The organism is Pseudomonas cedrina subsp. cedrina, from assembly GCF_001983175.1.
GTDB lineage: Bacteria > Pseudomonadota > Gammaproteobacteria > Pseudomonadales > Pseudomonadaceae > Aquipseudomonas > Aquipseudomonas cedrina.
This window is the reverse complement of record NZ_MNPW01000023.1, coordinates 15,114-30,371: the sequence shown is the minus strand read 5'-3', so window position 1 is coordinate 30,371 and position 15,258 is coordinate 15,114. Positions and strand designations below refer to the sequence as shown.

Genomic DNA, 15,258 nt, shown 5'->3' with positions numbered 1-15,258 from the left:
TGACATAGTGCGAGGTCGCACCGATCAGTTTTACGCCGCGCGAATGTGCCTGTTTGTAAGGGTTGGCGCCCTTAAAGGATGGCAAGAAGGAGTGGTGGATATTGATGATCCGCCCGGCCATCTTCTGGCACATCTCGTCGGAGAGAATCTGCATGTAGCGAGCCAGCACCACGAGCTCCGTCTCGGTCTCGGCCACGATGCGCATGATCTGCGCTTCGGCCTCGGGCTTGTTCTCCTTCGTCACCTTGATGCAGTGGAAGGGAATGTCGTGGTTGACCACCAGCTTCTGGAAGTCCATGTGGTTCGAGATGACGGCGACGATATCGATCGGCAAAGCACCCACACGCCACCGGTAAAGCAAATCGTTCAGGCAGTGGCCGTAGCGCGAGACCATGATGAGCACTTTCATCTTTGTGGCCTCATCGTGGAAGGCGTAGGTCATATCAAAGTCGTTGGCGATCGGTGCGAACCCCTTGGTCAGCGTCAGGATGTCGACGCCTTCCTCGGAAGTGATGCTCACACGCATAAAGAAGTTGCCAGTCTCCACGTCATCAAACTGAGTGCTATCGGTAATGTTGCATCCGTTCACTGTCAGGAAACCCGAGATAGCAGCGACAATGCCCCGGGTGGAAGGGCAGGCTACGTTGAGGAAGTATTTGTTCATTCTTATTTCCTGTCGAACAGCACTTACTTCCCGCCCGAAGGCGGGAGCGGAGTTGAGTTGTTTTTCTATACGGTCAGACCCGTCGGCTCAGGCAGTCCGTTCGCTCGACAACACGCGGTCACTGTGTTGGCCAGCAAACAGGCGATCGTCATCGGGCCAACGCCGCCAGGGACTGGAGTAATGGCTCCCGCGATTTTTTGGACTTCATCGAACTGGACATCACCTACCAGTTTTGTTGCGTATTCACCTTTATCCGGGGCGGGCACTCGGTTGATACCAACGTCAATGACGACAGCGCCCGGCTTAACCCAGTCGGCCTGAATCAAACCAGGCTGGCCGACGGCGGCCACGACAATGTCGGAAGCACGCACCAGCTCGGCGATGTTGCTGGACCAGCGATGCACGACGGTCACCGAGCAATCAGCACCCAGCAGAAGTTGCGCCATGGGCTTACCGACAATGTTCGAGCGCCCGATCACCGTTGCCGTTTTGCCGCGCAGATCCCCAATTTCATTTCGTAGCAGCATCAGGCATCCAAACGGAGTGCAGGGCACCAATGCTTTCTGCCCGCTAGCCAGAAGCCCCACATTCGATATGTGGAAGCCATCGACGTCCTTGGCCGGATGGATCGCGGTGATGACAAGGTTCGCGTCCAGATGCCTGGGTAATGGCAACTGCACAAGAATGCCGTGTACCGCTGGGTCAGTGTTGAGTCGATCGATCAAGGCCAGCAACGTTTCCTCGGTGGTATCAGCGGGCAGCTTATGCTCGTAGGAGTTCATTCCCACTTCGAGGGTCTGCTTGGCCTTGTTGCGGACATAGACCTCTGAGGCTGCATCTTCTCCCACCAGTACAACCGCGAGCCCGGGCGTCAGGTCATGCTCTTTTTTCAACTTCATAACATGTTGGGCGACACTTCCCCGCACATCTGCAGCGAAGGCTTTTCCGTCAATGATTCTGGCAGCCATCATTATTCTCCGTTCAGCGCGCGACGGGCGTCGGCGTATACAACAAGTAAAAAACGGGTTTTTCAGGCGCGTCCGTCCGACAACCTGTATGACCCATACATGCAAGATCCAACTGGAAACTTCGTTAGTTATTGAGCGTGGAAGCGTCGGAAAAGCGAATTATCTGATTGAGCTGTCAGGGCGGCTCTTACACCCTCTAAACCCTCCAGGTGTTTCAGGCGCCTTGTGGTATCGGACATCTGGTCCGGGGGGCCGAAAGGGTAGTCCGATCCAAACAGCACATGGTTGGGCGGTACGACCGAAAGCAGTGACTTCATATGAGCCGCATCAACAGAAAGTGCCATGTCAAAGTACAAACCTTTCACTAGGTCATAGAGGTCTCCCCCCAGTTGATCGCTCAATCGTTTATCGTTTCGAAGCAACACCTCGAGCCGACCGACTAGATAGGGAAGCGCGCCACCGGCGTGGGAAAAAATCCATCGGACACTGGGTGTGGATGCGATGACGCCTTCTACCAGCAAGGTCGTAATCGTGCGGGTCGTCTCGAACGGAAACTCAAGCATGGATTGCGACAGGCCCGAAATGTCGAGCCTGGTGCTCGGCAGAGTGGGGTGCACAAAAACGACAGCGCCGCGATGTTCGAGGTATTCGTGCAAAGGGGCGAATAATGCGTCACCCAAATACTTGCCGTGGTAGTTGGAGAGCAGGCAAATACCGTCCGCATCCAGCTCATCCAATGCAAAGCGCACTTCCTCGATCGAAGCGTCGACTGACTTCGCGGCATGATCGTCGCCGCGTAATGGAATCGTGGCGAACATTCCGAAGCGGGTGGGGTGCAGCGTTGTCATGTTGGCCGCAAACTCGTTGGCTTTGCGTGCAACGGCCAACGCCGAATCATAAGCCAGCGACCCCACACCCGGTGAGCTGATCGACACGATAGCCGCAGCAATTCCAGCCTCATCCATAAGCTCCAGCGATTCCTCCAGATTCCATTTCGGGAGGCGACCGGAGGAACCTTGGGAACCGATATAATCGGCTCCCACTGCTGCCACGTAATCGGGCGGCAGTATATGGTGGTGGACGTCGATCAGGCCTGCTGGCTTTCTGGATGCCGGTGTCATGCAACATCTCCGTCGGAGAACTTGGATTCCGCCCATGACGACATCAGTACCGGTTCAGTCGTATTGGTCATCAGCACCTTGCGACGGAAGTAGCGCATGATGGCGCTTGGTCCCATGCGCGATTCCCCAAGGCCGGAGAGCTTGAAAGAACTCTTTTCTGCATCATTGATAATCGCACCGGTGAGGGTCGTGTCCTGCAGGCTGATACCACCAGCATCGATCTGGCGGCCGATGCGTCGAGCCTCATCGACAGTGCCAGCGATCACTGCGCCGGACAGACCAAATTTTGAATCATTGGCCAGAAGCACAGCGTCGGCTTCCTCATCATATGGCATGACCGGGATGACGGGCGCGAATGTCTCCTCGACCATGATGTCCATGTCGTGGTTCACATCCACCAGAACGGTGGCGGGCATATAGATGCCGCCGCCACGCTTTTCGCTTTTTCCGCCGATGAGGATTCGAGCGCCCTTGGCGACTGCGTCGTCCAGTTGTGCGTCAGCGATTTCAGCCTGCTTCGCCATGATGAAAGGACCGATATGCCCATTAGCATCTCCCGGATACGCCAGTTTGATCGCTGAGGCGGCATCGACCAGGCGATTCACGAAAGACGGGTATAGATTGCGCTGAACATAGACACGCTCAATCGCGTGGCACACCTGACCGGTTGCGTAAACGCCCCCGCGCAGTACACCCTGGACTGCACGCTCCAGATCAGCAGTTTGCGTGACGATGACGGCGTCTTTGCCGCCAAGCTCCAGATAGCTTGGAATGAATCGACGGGCACAAGCTTCGGCGACCTTCCGACCGGTGGGGACGCTACCTGTAAAGCAGATGGCGTCGGCACGCTCAATGAGCGCCTGCCCGGTTTCCCCGGCGCCTTGGATGAAGGTGAATACGTCTGCCAGTTCAGGGACTGCCCGCACCGCGTCCATCAGTGGCGCCGAGAATCGTGGCGCGTACTCACTGCATTTCACGACGACACTGCAACCGGCTAGCAGTGCCGGGATAGCATCGACTGTTGCCAGAAAGATCGGCTGGTTCCATGGGCTGATCACACCCAGCAACGAAAAAGGTCGTAGCTGCGACTCGAAGGCCACGTTGCCCCAGGCCGACGACATACCTTCGCGATGTTCGGCCTCAAGTAGCTTGGGGGCCCTCGCGGCCCAACTGCGGATATTTCCAATCGTGGCGCCGACCATCATTTCGGCAATTTTGAAGCGACCGGTATCAAGCTGCTCTGCAGCGATCAGCTCGCTTTTGCGTGCCTCCATTGCATCAGCCCACGCCAGCAGAACCCGTGCTCGGTGTTCAACCCCGGCTGCGTCCCACTGGACTTGTGCTTTGCGCACGCTGACACATATAGCATCCAGCTCGATTGTCGAGGGGGGTTGGATTTCGAAATCGAACTCTCCCGTGCGCGGGTTCCGAACGGGGATTGGCTGTGGCGTTAAAGTTGTCATCGTCGCTCCTGAGTATAAATGTGGTTGGCGGCATCAGCACAAAAAAGCCGCGGCCTTTAAATGAACATATCTTCAAAAAATAATAATGAATTGGCTATTTGGAGAGTGGCTTGCGACGGCTTTCGTCGGACTTGTAAGGGACACTGCGCACGATCGCTCGGAGTTCAGTCTGAGCCTCATCCGGATTCCCCCACAGGACCTTGACCTCTGTGCCTGGGGTGCTGAACTCAATGTCAATGAACGCAATGGCCAGCGCCTTTTTGAAGGTGGGGCTATAGCCAGGGTAAACGGAGTGCCCGATCTCCCTGCCATCCATCACAATCTTGTCCACCCAGTTGAACGAGTAAGGCGAGTGAGGCATCTCGAACAAATGGTAAGAGGCACCTTCTTCGAACAGCGAGCTGTATATCCGGATCATGTCTTCACTGTTGAATTCAAGTGTGACCCCGATTCTTTTAGGTGCCTCCAGCTCTTTGCGTAACGCCTCTTCGCCAAGGAACTTGTGATCAAATTTGATATAGCGACCCCAGCCCAGCTCGACGGGGCTGCGCATGAGTTCCTCGATTTTTTCTCCATCCCAGCTGCCGGTAAACGTGGGGTTCCATGCATAGCGCATAGGACCTTCCAGCCACGTGCCAACCCATTCTGGAGGCAAGTTCTCATCCATGAACGTTTTGTAATCCTGGTGTCCATCGCCCACGAGTGGAGACAGATAATGGATGGTCGAAGTGGGGAAGTAGGACTCCAGATGGTTAATCTGCATCCAGCGCCAACCGCGTTGACGGATACCGTATTTCGCGCCGACTTCAAGGATCGCAGCCTCGATCTTCTGCTTTTGCTCGATCGGGCCGTGCAGTTCGAAGCCAATGTCGCCGCCCATACCTTGTCTCAGGGCGTACACGGTCCTGCCGCAAATGGTCAGTTTTTTTGTCGCCATAAAAGCCACGTCAGCGACAGATTCGTTCGCGAGCTCTTCGACGATCTCCAAGGCGCGCGGCCCTGAAATCTGCAATTTGTGTGTGCTTGGAAACGTTGCGGTGGCGTTATAGCCACCGGTCTTCATTTTGAAGTACGCCCACTGAGGGGTAGTAGCGTCGAACTGAAATTCATCCTCAGCGTAACGAACCAGAACACCTTCATTGACTACTTTCCCGCTTTCATCGCATTGCACGCAGTGCTTGGCCTTGCCAATCGGGAAATTTTCAAAGCTGTTGATTGAGGTATCGGAAAACAGCTTGAGTGCATCGGGGCCTTTGATCCTGACGGTAGGGACGTATGACCAGTCGCCAAGGTAGGCGGTATTCTTCCATCCCCAGTTTTCGTCCTGCCAACCGGTGTACTCGAGCGGACCGTCTCGCTTGCTGAACTGACTTGGGTTGCGTCCACGGAACGCGCGAAACTGCTTTGCATCTGTCATTTCATAGGCTCCTTAAAATTCATCGGTCCAGCGTCGTCCTCGCGCCATTCTGGCGTTCGGGAGCGTTCTGGTTCGATGGTCTGACTGTGGGCGGGCAGCGCCCTGATTATTGTTTTTGTGTAATACCGGGTTATGAAATAAACCCTTCACATAACGCTATGCGCAAACGGTGCGAGACCCGGTTATGGGCAGGTTTAGCTGCTGTGATACCGGCTTGGGTGGCTATGCTTTTGGCTGTTTGCTGGGCGTAGTCCTTATCCACTCTCGTCAACCCTTATGTATCAAGGGACCTAAGGACAATAAGACCAAACGCAACCTGGAAACGCGATCACCCAAATAGGTTACGAACGGCGTAAGTAACGCCGATTACTTATCGACAGTGATGCGTCTCTACCGAGAGATTCGGGTTCTACTCTTGAGACCAGCACCAACGAAGTAGCGAAAAAAGGCTTGTTTTAAAAACATACCGATCGGTATGATCGTTGAATGAAGACACCCCAATCCAGAAAAAAAGAACCAGAAAAAGTGCGTCTTGCCCTGCTTGAGGGCGCGGCACGTCTTGCCGCAGAGGGAGGTCTCGCGTCAGTGAGCGTTCAGTCGGTGTCCACTGCGGCAGGGGTTACGAAAGGTGCCTTTTTTTATCATTTTGAGAACAAGCAAGCACTTCTCGATAGCCTCTTCAATTGGTTGCTGGAGCCAATCGCGAACAGGCTCGATGAGCTGATCGCTGAAGATCCAGAGCCTTACGGTTGTTTCACCCGTGCTTATGTTCGGGCGGTATTCGAGAATGGTGCCAATGCTGCTCCGAGTACCCGGGATGCCGTTTGGATATCCACGATTACGGATGCGCAGCTCAGATCCAAATGGGCGGATTGGTTCAACGCCCGGTTGATTCAACATCGGTTGACTGATCAAGGGGCAACGCTTGAGATGGTGAGGTTAGCCGTGGATGGAATCTGGCTCACGGGGTTCGCGGGTATACCGATTCAAAACCCTCAAGATGTTCATGATGTACTTATTGGCCTGACGTATGCCGTCAGCAGTCCGGGGATAGACCCAGCATGTTAAACGGAAAACTTTTAGTACTCGTCGTGATGTCGATTGCAGTCTTTCTTGTCGGCTTGGATATGACCGTGCTGTACACGGCGTTGCCAATAATTACTCACGAATTGCAGGCTTCCAATAGCGACAAGATGTGGATTCTCAACGCCTACCCACTGGTGATGGCTGGCTTGGTGCTTGGGGTCGGTACCGTTGCCGACCGAGTAGGTCATCGCCCGGTTTTGCTTGCTGGTCTGGTTGTTTTCGGTCTTGCATCGATCGTCGCCGCCTTCGCCCCTTCTGTTCCTGTTTTGATCGTTGGTCGAGTACTGCTTGCTGTCGGAGCCGCGATGATTTTGCCTGCATCTCTTGCTCTATTGCGGCATCTGTTTGAAACAGATCGGGAGCGCGCAATTGCGATCGGTGTATGGGGGGCCATGTTCTCAGGGGCGGCCGCCATAGGTCCGATCATCGGTGGCGTTCTCTTGAATCATTTCTGGTGGGGCTCGGTTTTCCTGATGAACGTGCCTGTTGTTCTCGTCGCGTTGGTCTGCTCCGTGATGATTATTCAACGTACCCCCGGCAATCCTGATAGAAGCTGGGACTTGCTAAGTTCTGCACAGGTGATGGTTGGACTTGTTGGCATTACCTACGCACTTGAAGAACTGACGAAGCCAGAGATAATTGCTTTGCATGCAATGATTGCTGCCGTGATTGGGATAGTCGGTCTGACCAGCTTCGTCAGGAGGCAAATTCGCTCTAGTGACCCTATCGTGGATTTCACTCTCTTCAAAAATTCCCAGTTTATGGGCGGCGTTTTGACCATCATTGTCTCGATGATTGCGTTCATTGGTGTTCAATTGATCATGACGCAGCAACTGCAATTGGTTAAAGGGTTTTCCCCCTTGAAGGCAGGTCTTTGTATCATGCCTATCTCGATTGCTGCATTTTGCGCAGGCCCTCTAGTCGGTTCGGTTCTACATCGAATCGGCGTCATTCGGGTGCTATGGGGTTCGCTGGTTCTTGGTGCAATCGGGCTTGTTGGTGTCGCTGGTTTCGCAGGTCACTCTTTTGCTTTGCAGCTTGTCAGTCTTGGGGTGTTTGGTTTTGGTGCGGCGTCGGGCATGACCAGCGCCTCATCCGTCATCATGCTCAACACCCCAGATGAAAAAGCGGGAATGGCGGCGTCTATCGAGGCAGTCCTTTACGAGTTCAGTAGTGTTTTGGGCGTCGTCATCATAGGTGGCATTGCGACGTTTTCTTACGCAAGCTACTTGATCGTCCCACACGACGTTGCGAATGCTTCCATTGCAAAAGACAGCCTCGATCAGGCACTAATCCTGGCGCAATCGCTGAGCGCTGAAACGGCTTCTCAGTTGATAGCTGAGGCCAAAGCGGCTTTCAATCAAGCGTATATCAATGTGCTTGCGGCAAGTGCTGTGTTGATGATGCTGCTCGCAGGAATCATTGCGGTACTGTTTCGCACAAAAGGAGCGGCGCCCATTCCGGTCGTTGACTAATATAATCATGCAGTGCAGTAATTATCTGCGATGACTATGTTCGTTGGCGAAATCGGCAAAAAAGAAGGTGCTCGCGCACCTTCTTTTTTGATCGTTATTTTAACTTCAGGACTTTCGGATTCGAGTTGCCCCAGATGGTGTAGAGGTCTGCCAGCAACGCACCGTTGATGGTCTCAAGCTCCGTCTGTGTAATCTCGTCATTGCCCTGTTTGCCATACAGAACAACCTCGTCTCCCGGCTGCACACCCTTGATACCACTGACGTCAACCATCAACGTGTTCATGGTGACCTTACCGATGACGGGTGCGCGTTGACCGTGAATCAGCACTGAAGCCTTGTTGGAGAACGCCCTTCGATAACCGTCGGAGTAGCCGGCCGGGATGTTGGCGATCAACGAGTCTTTGCTCAGGGTAAAGGTGCGGTCGTAAGCGCCCTGACAAAGGTGCCTGAGCCGGTTATCGATTTTTCAACGCGTTGATGGCTGAAACAATATTAGCGAGCAAATTCTGAAGTAGCTCCATCCAAAAACATCTTATCGACCATGGCCGACATGCCCACTGATGCGATCTCGCCGCGCTGAGCTGATTCAACAGCGGCGTACAGAAGGAAATCGTAGGCTTTTGCCAGCCATTTGGCGGGCATGTCTATCCGGAAGACGCCGGCTTTCTGGCCATTGAGGAAAAACTTCTCCAGCGCATCGCTGTAAAACGATGCTCCGTAACCAAGCACTTCATCATTCCTGGCATCGTTCAAGTCCATCCACAGTGCAGCGTTCCAGAAAAGATAGAACGCTCTTTCCTTCATCACGCCCTCAGTCAAACGCTCTAAAGCTGAGTGAAAAGGCGGACTCTCCAAATCTGCTCCGGTCAGGGCATCCTGCATGTGACGGGTGCAGCGCTCAAGCAGCATCTCTACAACGCCCTCGCGCGTCGGGGCAATCCGATAGAGCGTTGCTTTGCTGATCCCCGCCGAACGAGCTATTTGCTGAAGATTGGCTCTTGGTTTCTGCGCCACTGCAAGTGCCAGCGCACCAGCAAGCTTGTCATCAAGGGCACTCGTCATCTTCAAACCTCGCTCAAAATTGATCCAAATGAATCCATACGATATCAAATTAACAGATCAGACCAACGCCACGAGCGGTTCGGGATTGTAGATCAGAATAGGATTGTGTGAATCGATATTGACTCATTATGAGTCTAGTGGAATCATTGTAATTCTTGTTGCCTCTACCAGGCGATGCCAGTTTTCGAGGATTTGATGAATAAGTTCACGACCGGAGGTCTCCTGGCGCTCGCGCTGAGCGGTCCATTTTTCCTTGTCGGCTGCGGTGATGAGAAGGGGTACGGCGGGCAGCAAGCCCCAGTTCAGTCTGTAGAGGTGGGAACTCAAACCATCAACCCCCAGCCTCGCTCTATCGAGGTAGAGCTGCCAGGGCGGATCTCCCCGGTTCGAGTCGCTGAGATTCGAGCGCGCGTCGCCGGCATCGTCCAGAAGCGCCATTTTGTCGAAGGCGCAAACGTCAAGGCAGGAGATCTGCTTTTCACCATCGATCCAGCCCCATTCGAGGCCGCTCTCGCGCGAACCCAAGGCGCTTTGGCACGTTCTGATGCGCAGATAAAACAAACTCAATCTGTCGTGCGCCGCTATGAGCCGTTGGCCAAAGCCAATGCTGTCAGTCAGCAGGAATACGATGACGCAGTTTCAGCGCTGCAAACCGCAAAGGCCAATCGTATTACGGCGCAAGCCGAGGTCAGAACGGCGCAGTTGGACCTGAGTTATGCCACGGTACGTGCGCCTATATCCGGACGTATCGGCCGGAGTCTGGTCAGCGAGGGCAGTCTGGTTGGACAAGGCGAGACCACTCAACTGGCTCTCATTCAACAGATGGATCCCATCTATGCGGATTTCACTCAACCGGTCAGTGCGGTATTGCGATTTCGCGAAGCCATGGCTGACGGACAGGTTTCCTATGATGCCAAAGAGAAGCCAAGTGTCAGCATTGCCATCGAAGGCACGCGTTACAAGGCACAGGGACGTCTGACGTTCTCCGACGTATCTGTTGACCCGGGAACCGGTCAGGTTTTACTGCGAGGCCTTTTTCCTAACCCACAAGGGGCCTTGTTGCCAGGCATGTATGTGCGGGTGAGGACCGAGCAGGGCGTTGATGAACAGTCAATTTTCCTGCCGCAACGCGCCATCCTTCGCGGCGCTGACGGTCAGGCCAAGGTAATGACGGTTAATGCAGCGGGCACAGCGGAGGAGCGAGCAGTCCAAACCGGGGCGATGCAAGGGGCAGAGTGGCAGATCACCGGCGGTTTGAAAGCGGGTGACCAGGTAATCGTCAACGGTGCTGACAAAATTGTAGCCGGTACTCCAGTCACCATACTGCGGGCTGCACAAGGTGGAGCTCAGTGAGCCCCCGTATTCAGCAGCGCACCATCGCCTTTAATCAGGAGGCAGGCTGAGGCCTCGCGGACGACATCATGCCGAACTTCTTTATTCATCGGCCCAACTTTGCTTGGGTGATTGCAATTTTCATTCTATTGGCAGGGCTGCTTGCCATTCCATCATTACCCATCTCCCAGTATCCGAGTGTTGCACCGCCGCAAATTCTGGTGACGGCCAGTTATCCAGGCGCATCGGCCGAGGTCATCAACAACACGGTAACCAGTCTGATAGAGGAGGAACTTAACGGCGCAAAAGGACTTCTCTATTACGAGTCTCAAAGCAACAGCGCCGGGTTGGCTGAAACCTATGTGACGTTCCAGCCCGGAACGAACCCTGACTTGGCACAAGTTGACGTTCAGAACCGCATCAAACGGGTCGAATCTCGCCTACCTCAGCCAGTCACTCAACAGGGTCTTCAGGTAGAACAGGCCAGTGCCAACTTCCTGCTGATCTATGCGCTGACCTATACGTCGGCAGATAAAGATCCCGTGGGTTTGGCTGACTATGCCGCACGCCACGTGAACAACGAGATTCGCCGCGTTCCAGGTGTTGGTCGTGTTCAGATGTTCGCCGCAGAACGAGCCATGCGAATCTGGATAGACCCGGCCAAGCTTGTGGGTTACCAACTGTCAGTCGCCGATGTAGACAGGGCGATTGCTGCGCAAAACGCTCAAGTTCCAGGCGGCAGTATCGGTGAGCAGCCTGGCCCGAAGGACCAGGAGATCACAGCAACCATCATGGTCCAGGGGCAGTTGGCCTCGGTTGATGCCTTCTCCCGTGTGGTGTTGCGTGCCAACGAGGATGGTTCCACCGTCCGACTGGGCGATGTCGCCCGTATCGAGATGGGACGTCAAGATTACCGTTATACGTCGCGACTGAATGGGCAACCTTCGGCCGCGATTGCAGTGCAACTGTCGCCGGGTGCGAATGCCTTGCAGACCGCCGAAAGCGTCAAGACCCGCCTGCACCAACTGTCCGCAAACTTTCCGAAGGACATCTCATACAGCGTCCCCTACGACACCTCGCGATTCGTTGACGTCGCCATCAAAAAGGTCCTGATGACGCTGGGTGAGGCCGTCATCCTGGTTTTTCTGGTGATGCTGCTGTTCCTGCAAAATATCCGCTATACGCTGATTCCGACCATCGTAGTGCCCGTATGTCTGTTGGGTACGCTGGCGGTGATGTTGCTCCTGGGCTTCTCGGTCAACATGATGACCATGTTCGGTATGGTGCTGGCGATCGGCATCCTTGTCGACGATGCCATTGTCGTGGTGGAGAACGTAGAACGCCTCATGACCGAGGAGGGACTGTCGCCCAAGGAGGCGACAATCAAGGCCATGAAGCAAATCAGTGGCGCGATCATCGGTATTACTTTGGTGCTATCGGCGGTGTTCCTGCCGTTGGCATTCATGGATGGTTCGGTGGGTGTGATCTATCGACAGTTCTCCGTGTCCTTGGCCATTTCGATCCTGTTCTCGGGCTTCTTGGCATTGACCTTAACGCCAGCCCTTTGCGCCACCATTATCAAGCCGGTCCCTAAAGGTCATCATGAGGAGAAAAAGGGCTTTTTCGGCTGGTTCAACCGGGGATTTGGCCGGATCACGAAAGGCTACTCCGCGACCACTAGCCGTTTAGTTGAGCGGGGCGGTCGTGTGATGTTTGTGTATCTTGCGATCCTTGGCGTTCTGGCATTCAGTTACATGCGTTTGCCGTCGGCTTTTCTACCGACGGAAGATCAAGGCTACATGATCACCGACATTCAGCTAGCCCCAGGTGCAACGCTTCCCCGAACTCTCGAAACAGCTGAACAGATGGAGAAGTACTTTTCTGAGCGGCCTGCGGTTTCCGACGTGATTTCGATTCTTGGTTTCAGCTTCTCGGGTGTTGGGCAGAACGCAGGCCTTTCGTTCACCATGTTTAAAGACTGGTCGGAACGGTCCAGCGACGAGTCAGTTATGAAGGAGGTGGAGTACGCTAACGGCGCCTTCTACGGCATCAAGGATGGAACACTGTTTTCTGTTGTGCCCCCTTCGATTGAAGGCATGGGTAACTCCGGCGGTTTTGCGCTGCGCTTGCAAGATCGTGCTGGGCTTGGGCGTGAAGCACTGCTTGCGGCCGGCGACGAGTTAATGGGCAAAGTGTTTCAGTCGCCTGTCTTTGCCTACATCATGGTTGAAGGACTGAAGGATGCCCCTCAGCTCGACCTGAAGATTGATCGAGATAAAGCTGAGGCACTCGGTGTTTCCTTCGAAGCTATCAACGCATCACTGTCTACGGCTTTTGGCTCGACGCTGATCAATGAGTTTCCAAACTACGGGCGCATGCAGCGAGTGGTCGTGCAAGCCGAACCGGGAAGTCGAGCGACTCCTGAGTCTCTGAGCAAGCTCTATGTTCCAAACCGCTCGGGAAAACTTGTGGCGTTTGACGCCTTTAGCGAGATCGGCTGGAAGGTGGGCCCCGTGCAGATTGTTCGCTACAACGGGTACCCCAGCATCAAGTTTTCCGGTGATGTAGCTCCTGGTCACAGCTCCGGGGAAGGCATGAAGGAAATCGAGCGACTGGTGGCCGAACTACCTCAAGGTATCGGCTATGAGTGGACGGCACTGTCCTATCAGGAAAAGGCCGCGGGTTCACAGGCTCCGATGCTTCTTGCGTTGGCACTACTGGTGGTGTTCCTGGTGCTCGTTGCACTGTATGAGAGTTGGACGATTCCATTGTCGGTTGTTCTGATCGTGCCCATCGGAGCGCTGGGTGCCGTGCTTGCCGTCACGCTGGTAGGCATGCCCAACGATGTGTACTTCAAAGTCGGCCTTGTCACGATCATTGGATTGGCTGCCAAAAACGCCATTCTGATCATTGAGTTTGCCAAGGATCTACACGCACAGGGTAAATCGCTAAAGGAGTCAGCGATTGAGGCTGCACGTTTGCGATTCAGGCCCATCGTCATGACGTCGCTCGCATTCATCTTGGGGGTGGTGCCATTGGCCATCGCAACGGGTGCCGGTGCTGCGAGTCAGCGTGCAATCGGTACCGGTGTCATCGGCGGCATGATTAGCGCAACCCTGCTAGGTGTGTTGTTCGTTCCAGTGTTCTTTGTCTGGGTACTGTCTGTTATCAAAAAGCGCGGTAAGAGCAGCGCAAGCACCACCGCATTGCAGGGGCAAGACAATGCATAAGATCAATGCCTTAACCACCGCAATAGTCTGTGCGCTGGCATTGAGCGGATGCTCCATGGCCCCCGTATACGAACGACCTGCCGCACCTGTTCCCAGTGAGTATCCGGCATTGCCGGCGCCGAGCTTGAAGACCGAGGCAACCCTGCCGGATTGGGAGCGCTTTGTTCAGCTTGCGCCGTTGCGTACGTTGGTTGCATCGGCACTCACTCATAACCGGGATCTGCGTCAGGCGTTGTTGAACGTAGAGACGGCACGCGCACAGTACGGGATCGAACGTGCCGATCGCCTACCATCCATCAATGCGAATGGTGCGCTGGACAGACAGCGGATTCCTGGCCAATTAAGCCCGACACAGCGGGGTGGCGTGCAGTCAATCTATCGCGCTGATGTGGGCTTGAACGCATTTGAAATTGATCTGTTCGGACGAGTTCGCAATCTATCTGAGGCAGCACTGCAGGAATACCTCGCCTCGGAACAAGCCGCGCGTACAGTCCGGATCACGCTTGTCGCAAGCGTTAGCGAGGCCTATTTACGCTATAGCGCGGCGCAAGCGCGAATGTCGGTAACTCAGCAAACACTGTCAGCGCGAGAGAAGTCCCTCGAACTGGTGCAGATGCGCGGGCAAGTGGGTTCTGCCACTGAGCTGGATACACAGGAAGCGCTTGGGTTACTTGAGCAGGCGCGGATCGAACAATCCCGCACTCAGCGCGAAAGCCTCCAGGCGCGCTATGCCCTGCAGCTTCTGGTGGGTGAAGATGAGCTCAACGCCAACCTTATGGCTGGGTCGACAGACGACATCTTTTTTCAGGACGTACACGCCGGATTGCCATCAAGTCTACTTTCCAGTCGCCCCGACATACTCGGCGCAGAGCACCGTATTCAAGCCCGAAACGCCAACATTGGAGCGGCTCGGGCGGCGTTCTTTCCGCGTATCACGTTAACCGGAAACCTGGGCACCGCAGGGCCTGAACTGTCGGATCTGTTTTCGGCGGGATCGCGTACCTGGCAGTTTCTCCCACAAGTCTCTCTTCCGATCTTCTCTGGTGGCCGCAATCAGGCCAACCTGGACTTGGCCAACCTGCGCAAGGAGTCGTCGATTGTCGAGTACGAGAAAGCCATCCAAACCGCTTTTACCGAAGTAGCTGATGCTCTGGCTTCACGTACCACGTTGCAGCAGCAACTGGACTCGCAGAAAAAGTTGGTGGCCACCAGCGAGCGGACATTGAGCCTTGCAGAACTGAGGTATCGGTCCGGGGTGGACAGCCATCTGCGTTACCTGGATGCACAGCGTGGCGACTTTTCGAACCGTTTGGCGCTGATTGATACCTGGCAAGCACTGCAGGTCAGTCGTATCCAGCTTTACAAGTCGTTAGGCGGCAGTGAAAGCCAGCACTTTTCAGAGTGATGCAAGAAGCCACGCCGCTCTTCAAACGGCGTGGC

The 15,258-nt window shown here is 54.7% G+C and carries 11 protein-coding genes and 1 pseudogene; 5 read left to right on the top strand and 7 right to left on the bottom strand.

Features of this window, described 5'->3' with window-relative positions; genetic code table 11:
* From BLL36_RS29125 to BLL36_RS29105, 5 genes are all read right to left on the bottom strand, one after another.
* A partial coding sequence (locus tag BLL36_RS29125) for a formyltetrahydrofolate deformylase (protein WP_076955041.1) occupies positions 1-664 on the bottom strand: 664 nt, incomplete at its 3' end.
* Between the two features lie 65 nt (positions 665-729).
* On the bottom strand, positions 730-1,635 hold the full coding sequence (gene folD / locus BLL36_RS29120; RefSeq protein WP_197678431.1) for a bifunctional methylenetetrahydrofolate dehydrogenase/methenyltetrahydrofolate cyclohydrolase FolD: 906 nt from the start codon (positions 1,633-1,635) through the stop codon (positions 730-732).
* A 125-nt stretch (positions 1,636-1,760) separates the two neighbouring features.
* Positions 1,761-2,753, bottom strand: a complete 993-nt coding sequence (locus BLL36_RS29115; protein ID WP_076955039.1) for an amidohydrolase family protein — start codon at positions 2,751-2,753, stop codon at positions 1,761-1,763.
* Positions 2,750-4,216 carry an aldehyde dehydrogenase family protein gene (locus tag BLL36_RS29110; protein WP_076955038.1) on the bottom strand — a complete coding sequence of 489 codons (1,467 nt, stop codon included), beginning with the start codon at positions 4,214-4,216 and terminating at the stop codon, positions 2,750-2,752. The genes BLL36_RS29115 and BLL36_RS29110 overlap by 4 nt, the downstream gene beginning before the upstream one ends.
* Positions 4,217-4,310: 94 nt before the next feature.
* Positions 4,311-5,633 carry a glycine cleavage T C-terminal barrel domain-containing protein gene (locus BLL36_RS29105; protein ID WP_076955037.1) on the bottom strand — a complete coding sequence of 441 codons (1,323 nt, stop codon included), beginning with the start codon at positions 5,631-5,633 and terminating at the stop codon, positions 4,311-4,313.
* 486 nt (positions 5,634-6,119) lie between these two features.
* On the opposite strand from BLL36_RS29105, the gene BLL36_RS29100 reads away from it, so the two are divergent.
* Together BLL36_RS29100 and BLL36_RS29095 are read left to right on the top strand one after the other, a co-directional pair.
* The gene (locus BLL36_RS29100; RefSeq protein ID WP_076955036.1) at positions 6,120-6,701 is read left to right on the top strand and encodes a TetR/AcrR family transcriptional regulator; all 582 of its coding nucleotides are present in this window, start codon (positions 6,120-6,122) and stop codon (positions 6,699-6,701) included.
* A complete protein-coding gene (locus BLL36_RS29095; protein WP_076955035.1) occupies positions 6,695-8,194 on the top strand; it encodes an MFS transporter in 1,500 nt (499 codons plus the stop codon). Before BLL36_RS29100 ends, BLL36_RS29095 begins: the two co-directional genes overlap by 7 nt.
* 94 nt (positions 8,195-8,288) lie before the next feature.
* On the opposite strand, the pseudogene BLL36_RS29090 reads toward BLL36_RS29095, so the two are convergent.
* Together BLL36_RS29090 and BLL36_RS29085 are read right to left on the bottom strand one after the other, a co-directional pair.
* Positions 8,289-8,624, bottom strand: a pseudogene (locus BLL36_RS29090) (alanine racemase C-terminal domain-containing protein); the annotation flags it as partial.
* 62 nt (positions 8,625-8,686) lie between these two features.
* Positions 8,687-9,256 (bottom strand): TetR/AcrR family transcriptional regulator, encoded by a 570-nt coding sequence (locus BLL36_RS29085; RefSeq protein WP_076955034.1) that lies wholly within the window; start codon positions 9,254-9,256, stop codon positions 8,687-8,689.
* Between the two features lie 195 nt (positions 9,257-9,451).
* On the opposite strand from BLL36_RS29085, the gene BLL36_RS29080 reads away from it, so the two are divergent.
* From BLL36_RS29080 to BLL36_RS29070, 3 genes are all read left to right on the top strand, one after another.
* The gene (locus tag BLL36_RS29080) at positions 9,452-10,609 is read left to right on the top strand and encodes an efflux RND transporter periplasmic adaptor subunit (RefSeq protein ID WP_076955042.1); all 1,158 of its coding nucleotides are present in this window, start codon (positions 9,452-9,454) and stop codon (positions 10,607-10,609) included.
* 68 nt (positions 10,610-10,677) lie between these two features.
* Positions 10,678-13,818 carry an efflux RND transporter permease subunit gene (locus tag BLL36_RS29075; RefSeq protein WP_076955033.1) on the top strand — a complete coding sequence of 1,047 codons (3,141 nt, stop codon included), beginning with the start codon at positions 10,678-10,680 and terminating at the stop codon, positions 13,816-13,818.
* Positions 13,811-15,223, top strand: a complete 1,413-nt coding sequence (locus tag BLL36_RS29070; protein ID WP_076955032.1) for an efflux transporter outer membrane subunit — start codon at positions 13,811-13,813, stop codon at positions 15,221-15,223. The genes BLL36_RS29075 and BLL36_RS29070 overlap by 8 nt, the downstream gene beginning before the upstream one ends.
* Positions 15,224-15,258 lie beyond the last annotated feature (35 nt).